The sequence below is a fragment of the Thiomonas sp. X19 genome, from assembly GCF_900089495.1.
Classification (GTDB): Bacteria; Pseudomonadota; Gammaproteobacteria; order Burkholderiales; family Burkholderiaceae_C; genus Thiomonas_A.
Genome location: NZ_LT605203.1, coordinates 488321 through 510996 on the forward strand (window position 1 = coordinate 488321; position 22676 = coordinate 510996).

The following is a 22676-nucleotide window of genomic DNA, read 5'->3' on the forward strand; positions in this document are numbered from 1 at the left end:
CGACCCCCGTGGGAGTCAAGCAAACTTGGGAGCGGCCCGGCGTTTCATGGCTCGCCTTGCGGCGCCATGGCTGGGTCGGGTGGCCGCCAGCCTGACCTTGTTGCTCGGCTTCGCGAGTGTGGCTGCGGCCCAATCCACCAATGTGCTGCAAAGTGTGGGCGCCAGCAGCCAGGGCGGCGAAATCGTCGTGCAACTCGAGTTCGCGCAGCCACTGGCGGCGCCGCCGGCCGGCTTCACCATTGACCAGCCAGCCCGCATCGTGCTCGACTTCCCCGGCGTCAAGTCCGAAGTCAGCCGCAGCGCCGTCAGCTTCGATCAGGGCAATCTGCGTTCCGCCAACGTGGTCGAGGCGCAAGGCCGTTCCCGTGTCGTGCTCAACCTGCGCAGCTCCACCACCTACAAAACCGAAATTCTGGGCAAGCGCCTGCTGGTGCTCATCAGCCCCGCGGCCTCCGCGCCGCTGAATGCCTCCGTCGGTTCCGGCGCATCGCTGACGCAGCCGGTGCACTTCGCCGACAGTCTCAACACCCAGCAACTCCCGTTGCGCGGCGTGGACTTCCACCGTGGCCCTGACGGCTCAGGACAGGTCGTCGTCAATCTGCCCAACAACCAGGTTGGCGTCGACATCCGCCAGCAAGGCCAGAACATCGTCGTCGACTTCCTCAAAACCGCGTTGCCGCCGGAACTGCGGCGTCGGCTGGACGTCGGTGATTTCGCCACGCCGGTGAAATCCATCACCACCTTCCAGATGGGCGACAACGTGCGCATGGTCGTGCAACCCAGCGGCGCCTACCAGCAAAGCGCTTATCAGGCCGACAACAAGTTCGTGCTGGAAGTGCGGCCTGAAACGCCCAACCCCAACCAGCTCGCGCCCGGCAACGGCCCGGGTTATCACGGGCCGAAGCTGTCGCTCAATTTCCAGAACATCGATGTGCGTTCCTTGCTGCAGGTGTTCGCCGACTTCACCGGCCTGAACGTGGTGGTGAGCGACTCGGTCACCGGCAACCTCACCCTGCGCTTGAAAGACGTCCCCTGGGACCAGGCGCTGCACATCATCCTCCAGGCCAAGGGCCTGGGGGAGCGCAAGGAAGGCAATGTGTTGTGGATTGCGCCGCGCGACGAAATCCTGGCTCGCGAAAAGTCCGAACTCGAGGCCAAGAAGTCCATCCAGGACCTTGAGCCGCTCAAGTCCGAGACCTATCAACTGAACTACCAGAAGGCGGCCACCGTGGTGGGGCTGCTGACAGGCGCGGCAGGTGGCGCCCAATCAAGCGGTGCTGGCGGAGCGGCTGCCATGCCTCCGATTCCAGGTTTTTCCTCGGGGGCAGGCGCGCCAACCTCGCGCATTCTTTCCCCGCGTGGCACGGTCATTGCCGACCCACGCACCAACCAGATTTTCGTCACGGATATCCCATCGAAACTGGAAGAGATCGGCCGTCTCATCGGCAAGATCGACAAGCCGGTGCGTCAGGTGCTGATCGAGGCGCGCATCGTCGAGGCCTCCGACCAGTTCGGGCGCAGCCTGGGGGCCAAGCTGGGATTTCTCCGAACCACAATCCCTGGGCCTGGTAATAATCCAGGAATCGCCGTAGGGGGTAACTATCTAGGTGTCGGCGAACAAACGGGCCAAGCAGCTGTGACCAGCGGCTCGTACATTCCAGATACCCAGTTCGTGAATCTTCCAGCTTACGGACTTGCCGGAAGCATCTTGGCGGGTGCGGTGCCGAGTTCAGTTGCGGTGAGTCTGTTCAATGCTGCAGCAAACCGTTTCATCAACCTCGAGCTCTCCGCGATGGAGGCCGATGGCAAGGGCAAGATTGTTTCCTCCCCGCGTGTGATTACGTCAGACTTGCAAAAAGCCACCATCGAGCAAGGTACCGAAATTCCTTATCAACAAGCGACTTCGAGTGGCGCCACCTCCGTGACTTTTAAGAAGGCTGTGCTGAGTCTTGATGTAACTCCTCAGATCACACCGGATGGCAACGTCATCATGAACGTCGAAATTCATAAGGACAGTCAGGGCGCCGCGACCAATGGGGTGCCCTCCATCAACACCAATACCGTGACGACACAGGTCCAGGTGGAAAACGGCGGGACGGTTGTTCTTGGAGGTATCTACACCTCGTCAGAACAAAACCAAACCAACAAGGTACCCCTGCTCGGAGACATTCCGGTATTGGGTTATCTGTTCAAGGTCAAGAGCAAGGCCATTCAGAAAAGCGAACTGATGGTTTTCCTCACTCCAAAAATTGTCAGTCATGCAGATCTGTCACGATGAGGCGGTTTAAAGATGAGGGGCTTGCAAGTCCAAACATTGAATGATCTTCCATAAACCTGGATGTGAAGATTGACCCGGCAGAGTGTTTATCTCATCGGCCTGATGGGCGCCGGCAAGACGACGGTTGCGCGCTCGCTTGCGCAGCGCACGGGGTTGGAGTTTGTCGATAGCGATCACGAAATCGAACGGGAGCAAGGCTGCAGCATTGCGGCCCTGTTCGCGCGCGAGGGCGAAGCCGGGTTCAGGCAGGTCGAGGCGCGGGCAATCGACGCCTTGACCCAGCGCGGCGGGCTGATTCTCGCCACCGGTGGCGGGGTGGTTCTCCGTGAGGACAACCGGCGCGCCTTGCATGACCGCGGTGTGGTCGTGTACTTGCGCGCCAGTGCAGACGAGCTGGCGCACCGTACCCGCAATGATCGCAGCCGCCCCTTGCTGCAAACGGGCGATCCGCGCGCCAAACTGCGCGAGTTGTTCCGCCAGCGTGACCCGCTGTACCGCGAAACAGCCCATTTCATCATCGACACCGGCCGTCCCTCGGTGGCGATGCTCGCAAATCTGGTCCTCACCCAACTGGAGCTGGCTGGGGTTCTGGACCCGGCGGCATACGTCACTGGTGCGGTCACTGGTGCGGCTTCGGCTGGCGCCTCGGGTGGACCTGCCGGCGGCACTCAAGCTCGAACGAGGCGCTCCGAGCGGTAGGCGGCTTGCCCGACAGGCCTACGGTCTCGCGCCAATGCAGTGCTCGTGGCGTCCCGACCATAGGGGTCTTCCTACAATCGGGAACTCACAGCCCAGCCCGACAAGCCCCAGCCATGACCATCGTCCGCGTCGAACTCGATCAGCGTGCCTACGACATCCACATCGGCGCGGGTCTGCTGGCGCGGCCTGGAAGTTTCGCTCAGGTTGCGGCGCCCAAGGCGCGCGCGCTCATCGTCTGCAACACCACCGTGGCGCCGCTCTACATGCAGCGACTGCGGCAGGCGCTGGCGCCGCACTTCGCCCAGGTGCTGAGTTGCGTACTGCCAGACGGCGAGAAGCACAAGGACTGGTCCACCCTCAACCAGGTATTCGACGCCCTGCTCGAACACCAGTGCGACCGCAAGACCACGCTGTTTGCGCTCGGTGGCGGGGTGATTGGCGACATGGCCGGTTTTGCCGCCGCCTGCTATATGCGCGGCGTGCCCTTCGTGCAGGTGCCCACCACCTTGCTGGCGCAGGTGGATTCGTCGGTGGGCGGCAAGACGGCGATCAACCATCCGCTGGGCAAGAACATGATCGGCGCGTTCTACCAGCCGCGGCTGGTCGTGGCCGATATCGACACCCTGGGCACCCTGCCGCCCGTCGAGGTGTCCGCCGGGTTGGCCGAAATCATCAAGCACGGCGCGATTGCCGACGCCGCATTTTTCGACTGGCTCGAAACCCATATGGAGCGCCTGCGCACGCTCGACCCCGAGGCCGTGACGCACGCCGTACGGCGCTCGTGCGAGATCAAGGCCGCCGTGGTGGCGCAGGACGAAACCGAGTCGGGTCTGCGCGCCATCCTCAACTTCGGCCATACCTTCGGCCACGCCATCGAGGCGGGCATGGGCTACGGCCAGTGGCTGCATGGCGAGGCGGTGGGCGCCGGCATGGTGATTGCGGCCGATGTTTCGGTGCGCCTGGGCCTGCTGGATGCGGCCTCGGCGGCCCGGCTGCGTGAACTCACGCGCCGTGCCGGCTTGCCGGTGCAGGCGCCGCCGTTGCCGCTGGCGCGCTACATGGAACTGATGCAGGTGGACAAGAAGAACGAGGCCGGCAGCGTGCGCTTCGTGCTGCTGCAGGGCCTGGGCCATGCCCTGCTGCGCCCGGTCCCGGCCGATGTGGTGAACGCCAGCCTGTTGGCGCATGGCGCTCTGGCGACGGTGTCCGAGCCAGCCGCGCAGGGACGGGCAACGGCGTCGACATCCACATGAGTCTGCGAGAAGCGGAATCGCCCGACGCGCATGAAGCGCGCCTGGCGCCTTACGCCAATACCGCCGCCACTTCACGCGGCCGCAGGTACGCCGAACCGGCGCCGCGTGACCGCAGCGACTACCAGCGCGACCGCGACCGCATCATCCACTGCAGCGCATTCCGGCGGCTGGAGTACAAGACCCAGGTGTTTCTCAACCACGAGGGCGATCTGTTCCGCACCAGGCTCACGCACAGTCTGGAAGTGGCGCAGATCGCGCGTTCCATCGCCCGCGCGCTGCGCCTGAACGAAGACTTGACCGAGGCCATCGCTCTGGCGCACGACCTCGGCCACACGCCATTCGGCCACGCCGGACAAGATGCGCTGAATGACTGCATGCGCAGCAGGGCGCTGCAGGTTTTACGCCCGCGCTCGGAGGATGGAGACGGCGTCGCCAGTTCCATGGGGGACATGGACGGCGGTGGCTTCGAGCACAACCTGCAGTCGCTGCGGGTGGTGGACAAACTGGAGGAGCGCTACGCCGCGTTCGATGGCCTGAACCTCACCTTCGAGACGCGCGAGGGCATCCTCAAACATTGTTCGCGGCGCAATGCCGCGCACCTGGGCGAGGTGGCGGCGCGTTTTCTGCATGGCGGCCAGCCCAGCCTGGAAGCGCAGGTGGCCAACCTGGCCGATGAGATCGCCTACAACAACCACGACATCGACGACGGCCTGCGCTCGGGTCTTCTGCAGCTCGATCAGCTCGAAGCCATCGACTTTTTCGGCGGTCATCTGCATGCGGTGCGCGCCGCCTATCCGGGCCTTGTGACCAAGCGTCTGGTGGCCGAAACCATCCGCCGCATGATTTCCGCGCTCATCGCCGATCTGGTGGCGCAGACCCAGGCCAACATCGTGGCAGCCGGCGTGCAGAGCCCGGCAGAAGTGCGCGCGAGCATGCCGCTGGCGGGTTTCAGCGCCCCGGTGCGCGAACAACTCACCCGACTGCAGCAGTTCTTGCGCCAGGCGCTGTACCGGCACCCGCAGGTGCTGCGCTCCACCACCAAGGCGGCGCGGGTGCTGCGCGAGTTGTTCACCGCCTATGCCGACGAGCCGCGCCTGCTGCCGTTCGACCACCAGCGCCCGGCGGGCACCAACCCATTGCGCGCCATTGCCGACTACATCGCCGGCATGACCGACCGCTACGCGATCAAGGAGCATCGCAAGCTGTTCTCCGTGCAGGACTGGTAGCGCGCGCGGGAGAGGACGGACTGGGACGAATCCCGCGTGGCGAATGGGCGTATCTAAAAATGTCAACACATTGTTTGCCTAGGCAATAACATGCCAGGCATGAATGTGAAAACTCCAGATCAGCCGATCCAAGCGACGGCTGCACCGCCGCGCTTTTATGAAGGCGACACCTATTACAAGGACAACTCGGTCGGCTTCCTGATGAAGCGCTGCCTGGCCGTGCTGTTGCGCAACCTGGAGCACCGCATGCAGGCGCTCGACCTCACGGGCACGCAATGGCATCCGCTGATTCATGTGCTGGAAGGTTGCGACACCGTGGCCGCCTGCGCCCGCGAAATGCAGACCGACGCCGGCGGCATGACCCGCATGCTGGACCGCCTCGAAACCAAGGGCTTGCTGGTGCGCGAACGCAGCACGGTGGATCGCCGCGTGGTGCATCTCGCGCTCACGCCCAAGGGACGCGAAGTGGCCCAGCAAGTGCCCGCCGTGCTGGCCGAAGTGCTCAACGAACACCTGCGCGGGTTCACGGCCAAAGACTTCGCCACGCTGATGGACTTGCTGCGGCGCTTCGTCGACAACGGCGACGCCCTCGCCGCTGCCAGCAATGCCGGCCCCGGTCCCAAGCTCACCCTGGACGAGGGCTGAAGGCGCAAATCACCGCCCCCGAATGCACAGGCAGCAGACGGTCATATCGCCCGACGCATCGCCTGAATCACCCTGGCTCACCGCACATCCCGCACGACCAACACCCGTTCTCCATCATGCCGCTTCCATCACCCTTTCGAACCCGGGCCCTGCATGGCCACACGGCCCATGGCGGCCTGCTGCGCCTGGCGCCACTGCTGGCGGCCCTGCTGCTGGCCGGTTGCGCCTCCACCGGCCGCATCCAGCCCATGGCCCAAGCCGTGCAGCCGGCGCAACTCGGCCTGAGCAACAGCGCCGTCAACCCGGCAGAGTTTCCGAAAGAAGATTGGTGGACGCAGTTCAACGCCCCCGAGTTGAACCGCCTGATCGCCCAAGCCCTGGCCGATAACCCCAGCCTGCAGGAAGCGCAGGCGCGCATGCGCCAGGCGCAGGCGGCGGTGGGTGTGGCGCAAAGCGGCCTGGAGCCGAGCCTGAATGCCGCGGTGAACTCCACCCGCCAGCGCTTCAGCGCAAACGATATTTATCCCCCGCCTCTGGGCGGCGGCACCTACACCGAAAACCAGGCCCTGCTGCAAGGCAGCTACACCTTCGACTTTTTTGGCCGCAACCAGGACCAGCTCCAGGCGGCCATCGGCCAAGCCCGCGCGGCCCAAGCCCAGGCCCAGGCGGCGCGCGTGTTGCTGGCGGCGAATGTGGCGGGCGGCTATGTCAGCCTCGCGCGGCTGGACGCGCAGCGCGAGGTGCTGGAGCGCACCCTGGCGCAGCGCCGGCACATCGAACGGCTGGTGGGAGACCGCGTTCGCGCCGGTCTGGAAACCTCGCTGCAGCAGCGCCAGGCCCAGGCCGAGATTCCGCAAATCAAGCTGCAGCTCGAACAGAACGCGCAGGCGCGGGCCCAGGCGCGCCACGCGCTGGCTGCCCTGCTCGGGCAAGGTCCTGAGGCCACGGCCAAGCTCAAGCCCAGCCTGCAGACGCTGCCCATGCCGGCGCTGCCGCAAAGCCTGCCGGCCGAACTCATCGGCCGCCGTGCCGATGTGGTGGCCGCGCGCTGGCAGGCGCAGGCAGCGCTGGCGGGCGTGAAGGCGGCGCGCGCGGCCTTCTATCCCAACATCAGCCTGACCGCTTTTGCCGGCCTCACCGCGCTGGGTTTCAGTCAATTCCTTGCGGCCGGCAGCCGCGCCTATGGCGTCGGGCCGGCGCTGACGCTGCCCATTTTTGAAGGCGGCAAGCTGCGCGCCAATCTGCGCGGGCAATCGGCGGCGGCCGATGCGGCCATCGCCCAATACAACGCCACGGTGGTGAACGCCGTGCGCGAAGTGGCCGACGCGGTGAGCGATCGGCGCTCCTTGCAGCAGCAGATCGTCCAGCAGCAAGATGCGCTCCAGCTCGCGCAGGACGCCGAGCGGCTGGCACAACAGCGCTACAAGGCCGGCCTGGGCAATTACCTCAATGTGCTGACCACCGAGAACGGGGTGCTGCAGCTGGAGCAGATCGGCACCAGCCTCAAGGCGCAGGCCCTGGTGGACGACCTGGCCCTGATCCGCGCCCTGGGCGGCGGTTATGCGACCACCAAACTGCCGGCGCTGCCGGGGGCGACGGCCGAGGTCGCCTCGGCAGCGGCAAGTCCACAAACGCCAACCACCCCAGCGGCCCCGGCAACCCCAAGCACCGCAGCCCGGCCCTGAGCCGCGGCGATCGAACTTCGTCATCAACACAACAACATCACGGAGCTTTGCATGAGCGCCAACCCACCATCCAACACGCAGAACGGCTCTCCCGCCGCCAGCAATGGCAATGGCAAAGCGGCCAAGCGCCGCAAGCTGATGATCGTGGCCATCGTCTTCTTCATCATCGCCGGGGCCCTGTACAGCGGCTACAACTACTGGCAGTCGCTGCGCTACGCCTACACCGACGACGCGTACGTGCAGGGCAACCTGGTGCAAGTCACGCCGCAGGTGGGCGGCACCGTGGTGGCGATCGACGGTGACGACACGCAGCTGGTGAAGGTCGGCCAGCCGCTGGTGCAACTGGACGGCGCCGACACCCATGTCGCCCTGCAGCAGGCCGAGGCCATGCTGGCGCAGGCGGTGCGGCAGGTGCGCGTGAGCTTTGCCAACAACGGCACGCTGGCGGCCCAAGTGGCGGTGCGGCAGACCGATGTCGCCACCGCGCAAGCCAATCTGGCCAAGGCCGAGGACGCGCAGCGGCGCCGTCAGGAACTCGCCGGCACCGGCGCGGTGGGGGCGGAAGAGCTGCGCCAGGCGCAGATCGCGGTGCAGGCGGCGAAAGCCGCGCTGACCACGGCGCAGGCTGGCGTCAAGGCGGCGCAGGAACAGCTCGCCAGCGGTGAGGCGCTCACGGCAGGCACAGTGATTGCCGACAATCCTTCGGTCAAGCTGGCCGCAGCCAAGGTGCGCGAGGCCTATCTGGCTTACGAGCGCACGACGATCCCCGCGCCGGTCAGTGGCGTGGTGGCGCAGCGCACGGTGCAACTCGGCCAGCGCGTGGCCCCCGGCATGCCGCTGATGTGGGTGGTGCCGCTGAACGACGTGTGGGTCAACGCCAATCTGAAGGAAACCCAGTTGCGCGACGTGCGCATCGGCCAGCCGGCCAAAGTGGTGGCCGACACCTATGGCAGCAGCTTCACCTACACCGGGCGCGTGGTCGGCCTGTCGGCAGGCACGGGCGCGGCGTTCTCGCTGCTGCCGGCGCAGAACGCCACGGGCAACTGGATCAAGGTGGTGCAGCGCCTGCCGGTGCGCGTCGCACTCGACCCGAAGCAGCTCGCCAGCCACCCGCTGCGCGTGGGCATGTCGACGGAAGTGACCATCACCATCAGCGACCACAAGGGCCCGCTGGTGACGGACATGCCGCCGACCGGCCCGGCCGCCAGCACCGACGTTTATGCCGCCGACTGGAAGAAGGCCGATGCCCTGGTGGATTCCATCGTCGCCGCCAACGCCGGCGGCAAGCGCTAAGGCAGCGCAAACGCGCGACCAAGGACCACGCATATGGCCAGCCCACTCGACATCGAAGAGGCCGCAGCCGGGGCCACGCCCGCCGCGCCGGCCACCCCCGCGCACATGGCGCCGCTCAAGGGCAGCATGCTGGTGCTCGGCACCATCGCGCTGTCGCTGGCGACCTTCATGAACGTGCTCGACACCTCCATCGCCAACGTCTCCATCCCGGCGATTGCCGGCGATCTGGGGGTGAGTTCCTCGCAGGGCACCTGGGTCATCACCTCCTTCGGCGTGGCCAATGCCATCGCCGTGCCGCTCACCGGTTTCGTCACCCAGCGTTTCGGCGCCGTGAAGGTGTTCCTCGTCAGCATCCTGCTGTTCACGCTGTTCTCGTTTCTGTGCGGGCAGGCGCACAGCATTGAAATCCTCATCCTGTTCCGCGTGCTGCAAGGCGCCAGCGCCGGGCCGATGATTCCGCTGTCGCAAACCCTCTTGCTCTCCAGCTATCCGCAGAAGCGCGCCGGCATGGCGCTGGCGATGTGGTCGATGACCACGCTGATCGCGCCCATCCTCGGCCCGCTGCTCGGCGGCTGGATCACCGACAACATTTCCTGGCCGTGGATTTTTTACATCAACGTGCCCGTCGGCCTCATCGCCGCCGCAGTGACCGCCAGCATCTACACCCGCCGCGAGACCCCGATCCGCAAGCTGCCGATCGACTGGACCGGGCTCGGGCTGCTGGTGATCTGGGTCGGCGCGCTGCAAATCATGCTCGACAAGGGGCAGGAACTCGACTGGTTTTCCTCGCCCGTCATCATTGCCCTGGCGGTGGCGGCCGTGGTGGGCTTCACGCTCTTCCTCATCTGGGAAATCTACGACGACCATCCGGTGGTCGACCTCACCTTGTTCAAGATTCCGAGCTTCACCCTCGGCACCATCATGCTGGCGCTGGCCTATGGCATGTTCTTCGGCAGCCTGGTGCTGCTGCCGCTGTGGCTGCAGGAGTTCATCGGCTACACCGCCACCCAGGCCGGTGAAGTGCTGGCGTGGGTCGGGCTGTTCGCCCTCCTCCTGTCGCCCGTCATCGGCCGCTATCTGCCCGTGCTGGATTCGCGCTGGGTCACCACCTTCTCCTTCATCGTCTTCGCCTTGGTGTTCTACATGCGCTCGCAGTTCACCACCGGCGACAGCTACTGGGAGTACAGCATTCCAACGGTGATTCAGGGGATTGCCACGGCGACGTTCTTCATCCCGCTGCTGGGCATCATCCTGGGGGGCTTGCCGGGGCATCGCATCGCCGCGGCTTCTGGTCTGTCGAACTTTGCCCGCATCACCGCGGGCTCGTTCGGCACGTCCATCTACACCACTTGGTGGGCCGACCGCGCCGACCTGCACCATGAGCAACTCGTCAGCCATATCTACGCCGGCAGTCCGGTGGCCAGCCCCGTGATCCAGGGCCTGCAGGCGCACGGCTTCAGCCACGAGCAGGCGCTGGGAGTGATCAACCGCCTCATCGACCAGCAGGCCTACACCATCGCCGCCGACGACATGTTCCGCCTCAGCGCCTGGCTATTCCTCGCCATGATTGTCCTGGTCTGGATGATCAAGCCGGCACGGGGTGGCGCAGCCAGCGCCGAGGCGGCCGGCGCACATTGAACCGGCCCGGCTCGGGGCATCACCTCACACATCGTTCGCTCGAAAAAACCATCGTCATGCGCACATCATCCGCATCCCGTCCCTACGCCTTCTCGCGCCACGCCCTGCTGGCCACCATCCTGGCCGCCACCTGTCTGGCGCAGGCGCGGGCTTCCGAACTGTCCGCGCTCTGGGGCGCGTACCGGGGCTATCACAACACCACGCTGGCCTACCAGACCGATCCTTTCTGGGTGCACGACTTTGCCCATAGCAAGCTCGACCTCAGCCTGGAGGGGTCGGTTGGCCAAGTCACCGGGCCATCGGGCTCGGATCACCAGTCCCTGTGGCATGTCGGACTGACTCCCATGGCACGCTGGTGGCTCACGCCGCAATCGGGCATCGAGCTCGGCATTGGTGCGAATGTGTTTTCTGGCACCCATCTCGGCGACAAACGCATCTCCACCGCCTACCAGTTCGGCGACTCCATCGGTGTCTTCCACCGCTTCGCCAGCACACCCTGGAGCCTGGGCCTGCGCCTCACCCACTATTCCAACGCCGACATCAAACGCCCCAACCCGGGGCAGGACTATCTGCAACTGCGCGTGGCTTACAACTTCGACTGAGCGCCCCAAGGCGCCGCGCGGCCGGACGGTCGCCGGCCTCAGTTCGGCCGCAACGCCACCACCACTCGGCCACAACGGCAGTGGCCTTGCAGAGCCCGCCCGCGCTGCCCTTACCCCTTACCATGCGCGCATGTTCCAGGACCAAGCCACGCTGCTGCTGCTCATCCGCCACGGCGAAACCGAGTGGAATCGTGATGCGCGCATCCAAGGGCACACGGACATCGCCCTGAGCGCGCAGGGCCGCAGCCAAGCCCGGGCCGTGGCCGCGGCCCTGTCTGATACCGACATCCAAGCCGTCTACGCCAGCGACCTGCTGCGCGCCAGCGAAACCGCCCAGCCCATCGCCCAAGCCCATGGCTTGCCTCTGCACACCGACCCTGGCCTGCGCGAGCGTGCCTTCGGTGCTTTCGAAGGGTCCAGCTTCGTGCAATTGCAAGCCATCCACCCCGAGGCCTGCGAGCGCTGGCGCAAGCGCGACCCGAGCTTCGCCGCGCCCGGGGGCGAGCGGCTGGATGACTTCTACGCCCGCGTCACCACCACCGTGCGGCGCATCGCGGCGAGCCATGCAGGGCAAACGGTGGCCATCGTCACCCACGGCGGTGCGCTCGACTGCCTGCACCGCTGCGCCACCAGCCAGGAGCTGCATGCGCCACGCACCTGGGAGCTGCGCAACGCTGCCATCAACCGCGTGCTGGTGGCCGAGGGCCGCATGACCCTGGTGGGCTGGAACGACGGCGGGCACCTGGACAGCGGTCTGGACGAAGCCCTGGGTTGATGGCACCGGGGCGCAGGCGCCGAGCCACGACACCGGCCACGCTTCATCGACGGCAAGGGGATCAGCATCGCGGCGCAGGTGTTCATCCGCAATCTGCGCAACGGCGATGCGGCGAGCAGCACACCTCGGCCAGCGCGGGCCCGCCCAGCCACCAAGGACGGTATGGCTGCTAGGCTGTGGTGTGATGCAATGGCCCCTTCGGGCCGCCAAGTCAACTCGGCGCGGGACGCAGCATTGCTCCTGCGGTATGGCGCAGGGTTTTTGCGCTGAGCGTGGCCTTGAACCCATCACTGAGCGATTCTTCAGCATGAGCATGCGTTTTGTTGTTTCCTGGGGCATGGCTGCCGGCCTCGTGCTCACCCTCGGCAGCACGCCGGCCGATGCTGGCCTCGGCCAACCGTTGTCCGCCGCGGCACGGGACGGCACCCCCATCGCCGCGGCATCCGGCGCGCGGCTGACGGCGAAGGCCGCTTCGGCTTCCACCCCCGCAGCGGCGTTGCCGATTCAAAGCCAATCGATCCGGACCCCGCAGGGCGCCAGCGTCACCGAGTACGCCGGCGCCTCCGGCACCGTGTTCGCCATCACTTGGCGCGGGCCATTCAAGCCGGATCTGCGGCAACTGCTCGGCCAGTATTTCGCGCCCTTCGTCCAAGGCAGTCCGCGTACCGGCCTGGGCCTGACCGCCTCGGTCGTGCATGGCGACGACATCGTCGTGCACAGCTTCGGCCGCATGCGCAATTTCTACGGCGCGGCCTGGGTGCCGTCGCTGGTGCCCGCGGGCTTCGATGTCGCGGGGTTGCAGCCATGAGGGCGCCGATTCGAGTGCGGAGTCCATCACTGGGCGGCCTCCGAGGCCCGTGGCGCAACGTCCCATCGATCGGCGGGAGTGCGGCCTTGCGCCGCCTGGCTCTTGGTGCCGCGCTGACTGTTGCGGCTTTGTTGGCGGGCTGCGGCGGCGGTGGCGGGGGCAGTGCTCCGAGTGACCCGCCCGCGAGCCGAAACCCTCCCGTCAGCCTGGCGAATCCGCCGAGCGGGCCTAACGTCGTGCCGGTCGGCATCCTGCAGCTCGCAAGTACCGGCTCGAATACCGCCACCGGCTCGAATACCGCCAATACACCCTATGTCACGGTGACGGTCTGCAACAGCTCAGGCCGTTGCGTCCGCATTCCCGATGTGCTGGTCGATACCGGCTCCGCCGGCCTGCGCCTGTTCGCCAGTTCCGCGCTCAATGGCCTGTACCTGCCGGCCGTGACCACCGGTACAGGAGGTGAACTCGCAGCCTGCGCCCAGTTCGCCTCGGGCTACACCTGGGGCAGCATGCGTGCGGCCATGGTGCAGATCGGCGGCTTGAGCACCGGCGGGGCGATTCCGATCGAAGTCATCGGCGACACCAGCATCCCCCAGACGGCGCCGCAAGCCTGCCAGAACCAGGGCCGAGATTTTTCCAAGTCGTTAAGCAGCGTGGTCAACGGCATTCTCGGCATCAGTAATTTTCAGTACGACTGCGGCGTCGCGTGCACCTATCCGCCATCGGCCTATGCCGCGCAAAACACGCCCAGTCCCGGCGTCTACTACGACTGCAATGGCGGCACCTGCACGGAAACCAGCGCCAGCTATGCGCAGCAAGGCATCAATCCGATTGCCGCTTTTCCTGCCGGCTACAACAACGGCAGCATCCTGACGTTGCCTGCCGCCTCGCTGCCTTGGGGCTCACAAGCGGCCACCGGCGTGCTGATCTTTGGCATCAATACCGCGAGCAACAACCAGTTGCCGGCTGGGGCGCAGGTGTTCGCGCTCGACCGCTACGGCAACCTGCCGATCACGGTCAACGGCAGCGGTGGCACCGGCTTCATCGACAGCGGCTCGAACGGCTATTACACCGCGCTCAATCTGCCGGCCTGCACGCAATCCAGCGGTTTCTATTGCCCGAGCCCGGCAGCGAACGTGGCGTTGCAGCTGAGTTCGGGGGCGGCGTCGTCGAGCACCAGCATCACCATCGCCAACGCTGACACCATGTTCCAGACCGGCAATGCCGCGCTGCCGGCCCTTGGGGGCACGGCGGCCATTACAGGCCAAGTGGATCTGGGTCTGCCGTTTTTCTACGGGCGCACGATCGGCACCGGCATCCAGCAGGCTCCGCATTCGAACGACTACGGTTTCGTCGCGTTCTAGGGAACTGTCGACGCTCTTGCTGCGCCTTCGGCCAGACGGCGGAGGGTGCCGCCTCAGCCGCCGAACAAGTCGCCCGGGGCGCGCGGTGCCGCCAGGCCCAGGTGGGCATAGGTGGCGGGGCTGGCGATGCGGCCGCGCGGGGTGCGCTGGATGTAGCCATGCTGGATGAGGAAGGGTTCGATGACATCCTCGATGGTGTCGCGCTCCTCGCCAATGGCGGCGGCCAGGTTGTCCAGCCCCACCGGGCCGCCGCCGAAGCGGTGGACGATGGCTTCCAGCAGTTTGCGGTCCATCAGGTCGAAGCCGAGAGGGTCGACGTCCAGCATCTTCAGCGCCGCATCGGCCACGTCGCGGGCGATGCGGCCGTCAGCCCGCACCTCGGCGTAATCGCGCACGCGGCGCAGCAGGCGGTTGGCGATGCGCGGCGTGCCGCGTGAGCGGCGGGCAATTTCCAGCGCCCCGTCCTGCTCGATATGCGCCTGCAGCAAGGCCGCCGAGCGCTGCACGATGGTGGTGAGTTCTTCGGTGGTGTAGAACTCCAGCCGCGAGACGATGCCGAAGCGGTCGCGCAGCGGGTTGGTGAGCATGCCGGCGCGGGTGGTGGCGCCCACCAGGGTGAAGGGCTGCAGGTCGATTTTCACGCTGCGCGCGCCCGGCCCTTCGCCGATCATGATGTCGATCTGGTAGTCCTCCAGCGCGGGGTAGAGAATTTCCTCGACCACGGGTGAGAGGCGGTGGATCTCGTCGATGAACAGCACGTCATTGCGTTCGAGATTGGTCAGCAGCGCCGCCAGGTCGCCGGCGCGCTCCAGCACCGGCCCCGAGGTGGAGCGCAGGTTCACGCCCATTTCGCGGGCGATGATGTGCGCCAGCGTGGTCTTGCCCAGGCCCGGCGGGCCGAACAGCAGCACATGGTCCAGCGCCTCGCCGCGTTTTTTCGCCGCGCTCATGAAGATGTCGAGCTGCTCGCGCACCTTGGCCTGGCCGATGTAGTCGGCCAGCACCTGCGGCCGCAGCGCGCGCTCCACCGCCTCTTCCTGCGGCGAGGCGGGTGCCGGGCTGATGACGCGTGCGGCGTCGAAGTTGTCGGCCTGAATGCTCATGCCGTTCAGCCCTTGGCCAGCGCCTTGAGCGCCTGGCGGATGCCGTCGTCCACGCCGCTGTCGGTGGGCAGCTTGGCGACGGCGGCGCTGGCTTCGCGCTCGGAATACCCCAACGCGAGCAGCGCCTGCAGCACGTCGGCATGGCCGGGCGCGGTGATGCCGCCCACCGCGCGGCCGAGGTCGGGGCCGAGCTTGCCGCGCAATTCCAGCAACAGACGTTCGGCGGTTTTCTTGCCGATGCCGGGCACGCGCGTGAGCCGGGCCGGGTCTTGTGCGGCGATGGCCTGGGCCAGCTCGTTCACGCTCAGACCCGACAGCACCGCCAGGGCGATGCGCGCGCCCACGCCGGAAATCTTGATGAGTGCGCGAAACGCCTCGCGCTCCTGCGCGGTGGCGAAGCCGTAGAGCTGGTGCGCGTCTTCGCGCACCGCCAGATGCGTCAGCAGCGTGACGGGCTGGCCCACGGCGGGCAGACCGTAGAGCGTGCTCATGGGCACGTCGATCTCGTAGCCGACACCGGCGCAGTCCACCAGGAGTTGCGGCGGGGTCTTGTCCAGCAGGGTGCCGTGAATGCGTCCGATCATGCCGAGGACTTTAGCAGCCCGGCCCGACACGGCCGCCTGAAGCGGCCAGCGCCAGCCTGGCGCCGACTAAACTGCAAGGTTTCGTTGCGCCTGCGCCCATGAAACCCCAGTCCTCCTACACCCACGACGAGCTCGTGGCCTGCGGCCACGGCAAGTTGTTCGGCCCCGGCAACGCCCAGTTGCCCCTCGACAACATGCTGATGATGGACCGCATCGTTCACATTGCCGACCACGGCGGCGGTTATGGCAAGGGCGAGATCCGCGCCGAGCTCGACATCAGGCCCGAACTGTGGTTTTTCGGTTGCCATTTCGACGGCGATCCGGTGATGCCCGGTTGCCTGGGGCTGGACGCGATGTGGCAGCTGGTGGGTTTTTATCTCGGCTGGATGGGCGCGCCGGGCCGCGGCCGGGCGCTGGGCGTGGGCGAGGTGAAATTCACCGGCCAGGTGCTGCCCTCGGCCAAGATGGTGACGTATCACATCAACCTCAAGCGCGTGATCAACCACCGCCTGGTGATGGGCATCGGCGACGGCGTGATGTCGGTCGATGGCCGTGAGATCTACACCGCCAAAGACTTGCGCGTCGGCCTGTTCACGTCCACCGAAGGGTTCTGACAATCCGGGGGTGCCGCAGTGCGCGGCGCCCCCGGGCAATTCAGGCCACGGCCTTGAGCTTGGCCTGCAGGCCCTTGAGCAGGGGCTCGCGTTCGGCGGCGTCGGCGCGCTCCAGCAGGCGGTTGGCGCCGGAGATGATGGCGCGGATCGATGCCGTGACGATGTTCGGGTCGATGCCGACGCCGAAGGTCGACGCCGTCATGCCCTCCATCGCCACTTCCACCATGGCCACGGCGCGCGCGCCCGAACCCAGGCCCAGCGCGCGTTCCTCATAGCTTTGCACCACCAGCGGCAAGTGCAGAGCCTGCACCGCGGCGTCGATCGGGCCGTTGCCCTCGCCGCGCAGCGAGACGCGCCGGCCGTCCACCTCCAGCTCCATCCGAATGCCCTGCTGCTGGCCGTGCTCGGTGAGGTGGTGCGTGACATAGCGCAGCGGTTCCTCGGCCTTCACATAGGTCTGCTCGAACATGGCCCACAGCTCCTGCGCCGTGACCTCCAGGCCTGTCGCGTCGGTGTGCTGTTGCACCACGCCGCTGAATTCCACCTGCAGGCGCCGCGGCATGACCAGACCGTAAGCCGACTCCAGCAGGTAGGCGATGCCGCCCTTGCCCGACTGGCTGTTGACGCGAATGACCGAGTCGTAGGCACGGCCGAGGTCCGCCGGATCCACCGGCAGGTAGGGCACTTCCCACATGGCGGTGGCTTTCTGCGCCGCGAGGCCTTTCTTGATGGCGTCCTGGTGGGAGCCGGAAAACGCCGTGAACACCAGGTCGCCCACATACGGGTGGCGCGGGTGGATGGGCAACTGGTTGCAGTCTTCCACCGCGCGGGCGACGGCGTTGATGTTGGAGAAATCCAGCCCCGGATGAATGCCCTGCGAATACAGGTTCAGCGCCAGCGTGACGAGGTCCACATTGCCGGTGCGCTCGCCGTTGCCGAACAGGCAGCCCTCGATGCGGTCGGCCCCGGCCATCACCGCCAGCTCAGCCGCCGCCACGGCGCAGCCGCGGTCGTTGTGCGGATGCACCGACAGGACGATGCTGTCGCGCCGGTTCAGGTGGCGGTGCATCCACTCGATCTGGTCGGCGTAAACATTGGGCGTGCTCATCTCCACCGTGGCCGGCAGGTTGAAAATGATCTTGTTCTCGGGCGTGGGCTGCCAGACCTCGGTGACGGCATTGCACACCGACGCCGCGAAGGGCAGCTCGGTGCCGCTGAACACCTCGGGGCTGTACTGGAAGGTCCATTTCGTCTCGGGCCGCTCGGCGGCGAGCTGCTTGATGAGGGTGGCGGCGTTCACCGCGATTTGGGTGCAGCCGGCTTCGTCCACGTTGAACACGATGCGGCGGAAATTCGGCGCCGTGGCGTTGTAGACATGCACGATGGCCCGCTTGGCGCCACGCAGCGACTCGAAGCTGCGACGGATGAGGTCTTCGCGCGCCTGGGTCAGCACTTCGATGGTCACGTCATGCGGAACATGGCCGCCTTCGATGAGCTCGCGCACGAAGTCGAAATCGGTCTGCGAGGCCGAGGGAAACGCCACCTCGATCTGCTTGACGCCAATGCCGCACAGCAGCTTGAACATGCGCATCTTGCGTTGCGCGTCCATCGGCTCGAACAGCGCCTGGTTGCCGTCGCGCAGATCGGTGCTCATCCAGATGGGCGGCTGGCTGATGACCTGGTCGGGCCAGGTGCGGTCTTTCAAACCCACGGGCGGCATGGGGCGGTATTTGGTCTGCGGGTGCTTCAACATGGCGGCAGTCTCCGGCAAGGCAATCGAAATCGGAAGGCGTTCAGCGCAAACGCTGAACTTCAAGGAGCGACGTGATGGCAGCCTGACTGTCGCGCACGCAGGGCCAGGCTGCCGCTGCGTAGTCGTAGCAGGAGGCGGCTGGGTGTGATGCGTGCGGCGAGCGTGGCGAATGGCGACATGGGGCGGAGCTTCTGGGTCAGGCGGCTTCTGCGGCTTGCGCTGTGGTGCAGCGATTCGATCCCGGGCGGGACGGCGGCAGAGCCGTGCGGGGGCGGATCAGGGGCGCGCCGGGCGCAGTCGCCGCGCGCCATCCACACGCAGTAGGCGCAGCATCTGGGCACGCTGCATGGCCATCAGGGCTGCGGCCGAGGTGCATGTGGTGGAGATGCGCATGGTGGATGAACAAGGCTTCATAGCCCTGCAACAGTAGCAAAAACGCTGCCTTGCGTCAAACGCAAGGGGAATGAACGCCCAGAGCGTACGCCGCGCCGCCGGCTCCGCGCCAGAGCAGCCCCGACGCGTGCCGATCGATCCCCCCATACGATCCCGGCTGGCCTCAAGCCACGGGAACGGCGCCGCCTGGCTCAGCGCTGGCCACGCCTTCCTGACCAGGAGTGGCGCCGGCGTCGCGCAGCGCGCCCCGGTTCTGGAAATACGCCGCCGGAGTGGTTCCCAGGGCCTGGCGAAACACCTTGATGAAGGCGCTGACACTGTCATACCCCAGCGACAGCGCCACATGCTTGACGGCCTGGCCCGTGGCCAGCCATTCCAGCGCCTGGGTCAGGCGCGCCCATTGCCGCCACTGCGCGAAGGTCATGCCGGTTTCCTGCACGAATTTGCGGCTCAGGCTGCGCGGGCTGATGTCGGCCCAGTGCGCCCATTGCTCGAGACGCCGCGGGTTGGCGACATCGGCCAGCAGGGCGCGGGCGATGGCGAGCAGGCGCGCATCCGTCGGCCAGGGCAGTTGCAGCGGCTCGGTGGGAGTCTGGCGGATTTCGTCCAGCAGCACCAGCAGCAGGCGCATCTGCGCCGGGCCCAAGGGCTTGTCGGGCGACCAGGCCACGGCTCGCTGCATCACCATCACGGCCAGCGGGCTGGCCTGGAAGTTGGTGGGCTCGGCCGGCAGGTCGCCGCAGAACTCTGCGGCCAGGAACGCGCCGAAACCCGCCGTGGGGCCGTAGGACTGCACCGCGTGCGGTACGCCCGGCGGCATCCAGCCGATGCCGCGCGGCGGCGCGAGGAAGCGCCCGCGTGCGGTTTCGACCGCGACCAAGCCCTCGGTCAGCAGGAACAGGGTGCCGCGTGCGTGCACATGGGGGGTCGGATCGAAGGCCACCTCATTGCGCACATTGACGGCAATGAGTTCGGCGCCGCCACCGCTGTCGATGATCTGCTGGATGTCACAAGAAAGTCCCATGGTTCCGGTTTGGCTGATTCGCGATATAAGTTGGCATAGTAAAGCGACTGCGCCAGGATTTGTGCGTCTAAGATGGATCGACCGCTTGGTTTGGGCCGCGGCGGGAATGGGGGCCTTTCCCTAGAATCGGCGTCCATTGACCGCGCGACCAGCGCAAGTTGGCGCGCTGGCCCCTCCCGTGTCGATTCCCCGCCGGCTCGCTCGTCGTCACCATGCCGCACTGCAAACAGGACTAGATGGCTATGCACCGATTGACCGCGCCCCGGCGCGCCTTATGGATGGCCCTGGGCACCGCGCTGCTGGCCGGTTGCACCACGGTCGGGCCGAATTTCAAGGCGCCGGCCGCCCCCGCGGTGGGTGGCTACACGCGCGAAGCACTGCCGGCTGGCATCGCATCGGCGCCCGGCGCCATGGGCGGGGCGCAGAACTTGGTCGCGACCCAAGCGGTTGCGGCCGACTGGTGGACCAGCTTCGGCGCGGCGCGGCTCAACACGCTGGTGGCCCAGGCGCTGCAAAACAGTCCGTCCCTGGCCGCGGCCGAAGCCACCTTGCGCCAGGCGCAGCAAACCTACGCGGCGCAAGCCGGCTCCACGCTGTACCCCACGGTCAACGCCAAGCTCGCGGCCAGCCGCAATGCCGCCAATGCATCGAGCTTCGGCCAGCGGGGCGGTGGCCAGAACATCTACAACCTCTACAACGCCGGCATCGCCGTGGGTTACAACCTCGACCTGTTCGGCGGCAATCGCCGCGCCCTGGAGGCCCTGGCGGCGCAGACCGACTACCAGGCCTACCAGCTCGCCGGCGCGCGCTTGTCCCTGGCTGGCAACGTGGTCACCACCGCCTTTGGCCAAGCGCAGGTGGCGGCGCAGATCGAGGCCACCGAAGCCATCCTCAAGGCGCAGCAAAGCCAGTTCGATATTGCCCGCAAACGCTTCGAACTGGGCGCCGCGGCCAAGGCCGACGTGCTCACCCTGCAAACCCAGGTGGAGCAAACCCGCGCCACCTTGCCGCCGCTGCGCAACAAACTGGAGCAGGCCGACCATCTGTTGGCGGTGCTGATCGGCCAGGCGCCGGGTGCGGCCGACGTGCCGCGCTTCACCCTGGCCGATTTCCAGTTGCCCGCGACCTTGCCGCTGGTCGTGCCCTCCGAGCTCGTGCGGCAGCGCCCTGACATCCAGGCCTCCACCGCGCTGCTGCACGCGGCCACGGCGCAGTATGGCGTGGCGGTGTCCAACCTCTACCCGCAGCTCAACCTCAGCGCCAGCCTGGGCACGCAGGCGCTCACCACAGGCGCGTTGTTCGGGCCGGGCTCGATGATCTGGAGTCTGGCCGGCTCGCTGGCGCAGCCGCTGTTCAACGCCGGGCTGAAGGCCGGCGCGAATGCTGCCGAAGCCAGCCTGCAGGCCGCCGGTGCGAATTACCAGCAGACCGTGCTGCAGGCGCTGCGCAACGTGGCCGATGTCCTGCGCCAGCTCGACAACGACGCCCAGACCCTGCAAGCACAGGCCGCGGCGGATGCCTCGGCGCAGGAATCGCTCAAGCTCGTCGAGCAGCAATACAAGCTCGGCGCGGCCAGCTATTTGCAACTGCTTACCGCGCAGCAGCAGGAGCAGCAGACCCGCATCGGTCTGATTGCCGCACAGGCAGCGCGCCTGGCCGACAGCGCGGCGCTCTACCAGGCCATGGGCGGCGGTGTGGTCACCACGGCCGAACCAGCCACGGGGCACTGATGTCGGGTCTTCAACCCCTTGCACAAAACAGCAAAAACGGAGTCATCGATGACCAAAGGCACCACCAAACGCATGATCATCATGCTCATCATCGCCGCCGTGGTGGTAGGCGGCCTGGTGTGGTTTCAGCAGTTCAAGACCACCATGATCGGCAAGGCGATCAAGGGCATGTCGAATCCGCCGCAGACCGTGTCCACCATGGTGGCGCAGGAGTCGAGCTGGCAGCCCACGGTGGAAGCGCTGGGTAATCTGAGCGCCAGCCAACAGGCCAGCCTGAGCGCCGAAGTCGGCGGCCTGGTGACGGCGATTCATTTCGATTCGGGCGAGAAGGTTCGCGCCGGCAAAGCGCTGGTGGAGCTCAACCCGTCGCCGCTGAAAGCCCAACTCGCTCAGCTGCAGGCGCAGGCGGCGCTGGCCGAGCTCAACCTCAAGCGTGATACGGCCCAGCTCAAGGCGCAGGCCATCAGCCAGGCCGTGGTCGATACCGACGCCGCCACGCTGAAAAGTGCGCAAGCCCAGGTCGCGGCGCAGCAGGCGCTGATTGCGCAGAAAACCATCACCGCCCCGTTCAGCGGCCAGCTTGGCATTCGCCAAGTCAATCTGGGCCAGTATTTGGCGCCGGGCACGGCCGTGGTCACGCTGCAAAAGCTCGACCCGATGGAAGTCGATTTCACCGTGCCGCAGAACCAGATCGATCTGGTGCATGTGGGCATGAATGCCGAGGTCCAGACCAGCGCCGTGCCCGGCAAGACCTTCGAGGCCAAGGTCACGGCGGTCGAGCCCCAGGTCAACACCACCACCCGCAACCTCACGGTGCGTGCCCGCGTGCCCAACCCCAAGGGCGAGTTGCTGCCCGGCGTGTTCGCCACGGTGCACATCACCCAGGGCCAGCCGCAGCAGTACGTCACGCTGCCCAATGCCGCGGTGGCCTACAACCCCTACGGCGCCACGGTGTTCATCGTGAAGGATGACGGCAAGGGGCCGGACGGCAAACCCAAGCTGATTGCCGAGCAGCGCTTCATCACCACCGGCCCGACGCGTGGCGACCAGGTGGCGGTTCTCAAGGGGGTGAAGGCCGGCGAGACGGTGGTGACGGCTGGCCAGCTCAAACTGCGCAACGGCTCGCCCATTCTGGTGAACAACAGTGTGCAGCCGGCCAACAGCGCGAACCCGCAAGTGCCGAACTCCTGAACGTCTGAGCGTCCGACC

At 66.5% G+C, this 22676-nt stretch carries 19 protein-coding genes; 15 read left to right on the plus strand and 4 right to left on the minus strand.

Annotated features, from left to right (window positions below; all coding sequences use genetic code 11):
• Positions 1–46: 46 nt before the first annotated feature.
• The 12 genes from pilQ to THIX_RS02460 all read left to right on the plus strand — a co-directional run bounded on the left by pilQ (position 47) and on the right by THIX_RS02460 (position 14266).
• Positions 47–2278 carry a type IV pilus secretin PilQ gene (gene pilQ, locus THIX_RS02405; protein WP_233224355.1) on the plus strand — a complete coding sequence of 744 codons (2232 nt, stop codon included), beginning with the start codon at positions 47–49 and terminating at the stop codon, positions 2276–2278.
• Positions 2279–2347: 69 nt separating this feature from the next.
• Positions 2348–2977: a shikimate kinase gene (locus tag THIX_RS02410; protein WP_112484685.1), complete on the plus strand. Its 630-nt coding sequence runs from the start codon at positions 2348–2350 to the stop codon at positions 2975–2977.
• A gap of 113 nt (positions 2978–3090) precedes the next feature.
• A complete protein-coding gene (gene aroB / locus THIX_RS02415; protein WP_112484686.1) occupies positions 3091–4230 on the plus strand; it encodes a 3-dehydroquinate synthase in 1140 nt (379 codons plus the stop codon).
• The gene (locus tag THIX_RS02420; protein WP_112484687.1) at positions 4227–5456 is read left to right on the plus strand and encodes a deoxyguanosinetriphosphate triphosphohydrolase; all 1230 of its coding nucleotides are present in this window, start codon (positions 4227–4229) and stop codon (positions 5454–5456) included. The genes aroB and THIX_RS02420 overlap by 4 nt, the downstream gene beginning before the upstream one ends.
• A 90-nt stretch (positions 5457–5546) precedes the next feature.
• On the plus strand, positions 5547–6101 hold the full coding sequence (locus THIX_RS02425; protein ID WP_233224356.1) for a MarR family winged helix-turn-helix transcriptional regulator: 555 nt from the start codon (positions 5547–5549) through the stop codon (positions 6099–6101).
• Positions 6102–6217: 116 nt separating this feature from the next.
• The gene (locus THIX_RS02430) at positions 6218–7786 is read left to right on the plus strand and encodes an efflux transporter outer membrane subunit (RefSeq protein ID WP_112484689.1); all 1569 of its coding nucleotides are present in this window, start codon (positions 6218–6220) and stop codon (positions 7784–7786) included.
• 51 nt (positions 7787–7837) lie between these two features.
• Entirely contained in the window at positions 7838–9079 is a 1242-nt protein-coding gene (locus THIX_RS02435) for an efflux RND transporter periplasmic adaptor subunit (protein WP_112484690.1), read from the plus strand.
• Positions 9080–9112: 33 nt separating this feature from the next.
• Positions 9113–10717, plus strand: a complete 1605-nt coding sequence (locus THIX_RS02440; RefSeq protein ID WP_112484691.1) for a DHA2 family efflux MFS transporter permease subunit — start codon at positions 9113–9115, stop codon at positions 10715–10717.
• A gap of 56 nt (positions 10718–10773) precedes the next feature.
• Positions 10774–11319, plus strand: coding sequence for an acyloxyacyl hydrolase (locus tag THIX_RS02445; protein ID WP_112484692.1), 546 nt, complete (start codon positions 10774–10776; stop codon positions 11317–11319).
• Positions 11320–11449: 130 nt separating this feature from the next.
• Positions 11450–12094: a histidine phosphatase family protein gene (locus tag THIX_RS02450; protein WP_112484693.1), complete on the plus strand. Its 645-nt coding sequence runs from the start codon at positions 11450–11452 to the stop codon at positions 12092–12094.
• 307 nt (positions 12095–12401) lie between these two features.
• On the plus strand, positions 12402–12902 hold the full coding sequence (locus THIX_RS02455; protein WP_112488089.1) for a DUF2844 domain-containing protein: 501 nt from the start codon (positions 12402–12404) through the stop codon (positions 12900–12902).
• Between the two features lie 236 nt (positions 12903–13138).
• Complete coding sequence (locus THIX_RS02460; protein WP_233224357.1) at positions 13139–14266, plus strand: DUF3443 family protein; 1128 nt, start codon at positions 13139–13141, stop codon at positions 14264–14266.
• Positions 14267–14319: 53 nt separating this feature from the next.
• Here THIX_RS02460 and ruvB read toward each other — a convergent pair whose 3' ends face one another.
• Positions 14320–15369: a Holliday junction branch migration DNA helicase RuvB gene (gene ruvB, locus THIX_RS02465; protein ID WP_112484695.1), complete on the minus strand. Its 1050-nt coding sequence runs from the start codon at positions 15367–15369 to the stop codon at positions 14320–14322.
• Between the two features lie 5 nt (positions 15370–15374).
• Positions 15375–15953 (minus strand): Holliday junction branch migration protein RuvA, encoded by a 579-nt coding sequence (ruvA, locus tag THIX_RS02470; protein ID WP_112484696.1) that lies wholly within the window; start codon positions 15951–15953, stop codon positions 15375–15377.
• Positions 15954–16051: 98 nt separating this feature from the next.
• Here ruvA and fabA point away from each other — a divergent pair, with 98 nt between their 5' ends.
• Complete coding sequence (gene fabA / locus THIX_RS02475) at positions 16052–16567, plus strand: 3-hydroxyacyl-[acyl-carrier-protein] dehydratase FabA (protein WP_112484697.1); 516 nt, start codon at positions 16052–16054, stop codon at positions 16565–16567.
• A 40-nt stretch (positions 16568–16607) separates the two neighbouring features.
• Here fabA and leuA read toward each other — a convergent pair whose 3' ends face one another.
• Both leuA and THIX_RS02485 read right to left on the minus strand, forming a co-directional pair.
• Complete coding sequence (leuA, locus tag THIX_RS02480) at positions 16608–18320, minus strand: 2-isopropylmalate synthase (protein WP_112488090.1); 1713 nt, start codon at positions 18318–18320, stop codon at positions 16608–16610.
• Positions 18321–18876: 556 nt separating this feature from the next.
• Positions 18877–19737: a helix-turn-helix transcriptional regulator gene (locus tag THIX_RS02485; RefSeq protein ID WP_112484698.1), complete on the minus strand. Its 861-nt coding sequence runs from the start codon at positions 19735–19737 to the stop codon at positions 18877–18879.
• Positions 19738–19979: 242 nt separating this feature from the next.
• On the opposite strand from THIX_RS02485, the gene THIX_RS02490 reads away from it, so the two are divergent.
• Positions 19980–21467: an efflux transporter outer membrane subunit gene (locus THIX_RS02490; RefSeq protein ID WP_112484699.1), complete on the plus strand. Its 1488-nt coding sequence runs from the start codon at positions 19980–19982 to the stop codon at positions 21465–21467.
• Between the two features lie 48 nt (positions 21468–21515).
• Positions 21516–22658, plus strand: a complete 1143-nt coding sequence (locus THIX_RS02495) for an efflux RND transporter periplasmic adaptor subunit (protein WP_112484700.1) — start codon at positions 21516–21518, stop codon at positions 22656–22658.
• Positions 22659–22676: the final 18 nt, after the last annotated feature.

What these genes read in the sequence shown, in the direction of transcription:
- pilQ (WP_233224355.1), top strand. Translation starts at nt 47, where the DNA reads ATGGCTCGCCTTGCGGCGCCATGGCTGGGTCGGGTGGCCGCCAGCCTG.
- aroB (WP_112484686.1), top strand. Translation starts at nt 3,091, where the DNA reads ATGACCATCGTCCGCGTCGAACTCGATCAGCGTGCCTACGACATCCAC.
- THIX_RS02420 (WP_112484687.1), top strand. Translation starts at nt 4,227, where the DNA reads ATGAGTCTGCGAGAAGCGGAATCGCCCGACGCGCATGAAGCGCGCCTG.
- THIX_RS02425 (WP_233224356.1), top strand. Translation starts at nt 5,547, where the DNA reads ATGCCAGGCATGAATGTGAAAACTCCAGATCAGCCGATCCAAGCGACG.
- THIX_RS02430 (WP_112484689.1), top strand. Translation starts at nt 6,218, where the DNA reads ATGCCGCTTCCATCACCCTTTCGAACCCGGGCCCTGCATGGCCACACG.
- THIX_RS02435 (WP_112484690.1), top strand. Translation starts at nt 7,838, where the DNA reads ATGAGCGCCAACCCACCATCCAACACGCAGAACGGCTCTCCCGCCGCC.
- THIX_RS02440 (WP_112484691.1), top strand. Translation starts at nt 9,113, where the DNA reads ATGGCCAGCCCACTCGACATCGAAGAGGCCGCAGCCGGGGCCACGCCC.
- THIX_RS02445 (WP_112484692.1), top strand. Translation starts at nt 10,774, where the DNA reads ATGCGCACATCATCCGCATCCCGTCCCTACGCCTTCTCGCGCCACGCC.
- THIX_RS02450 (WP_112484693.1), top strand. Translation starts at nt 11,450, where the DNA reads ATGTTCCAGGACCAAGCCACGCTGCTGCTGCTCATCCGCCACGGCGAA.
- THIX_RS02455 (WP_112488089.1), top strand. Translation starts at nt 12,402, where the DNA reads ATGAGCATGCGTTTTGTTGTTTCCTGGGGCATGGCTGCCGGCCTCGTG.
- ruvB (WP_112484695.1), bottom strand. Translation starts at nt 15,369, where the DNA reads ATGAGCATTCAGGCCGACAACTTCGACGCCGCACGCGTCATCAGCCCG.
- ruvA (WP_112484696.1), bottom strand. Translation starts at nt 15,953, where the DNA reads ATGATCGGACGCATTCACGGCACCCTGCTGGACAAGACCCCGCCGCAA.
- fabA (WP_112484697.1), top strand. Translation starts at nt 16,052, where the DNA reads ATGAAACCCCAGTCCTCCTACACCCACGACGAGCTCGTGGCCTGCGGC.
- leuA (WP_112488090.1), bottom strand. Translation starts at nt 18,320, where the DNA reads ATGTTGAAGCACCCGCAGACCAAATACCGCCCCATGCCGCCCGTGGGT.
- THIX_RS02485 (WP_112484698.1), bottom strand. Translation starts at nt 19,737, where the DNA reads ATGGGACTTTCTTGTGACATCCAGCAGATCATCGACAGCGGTGGCGGC.
- THIX_RS02490 (WP_112484699.1), top strand. Translation starts at nt 19,980, where the DNA reads ATGCACCGATTGACCGCGCCCCGGCGCGCCTTATGGATGGCCCTGGGC.
- THIX_RS02495 (WP_112484700.1), top strand. Translation starts at nt 21,516, where the DNA reads ATGACCAAAGGCACCACCAAACGCATGATCATCATGCTCATCATCGCC.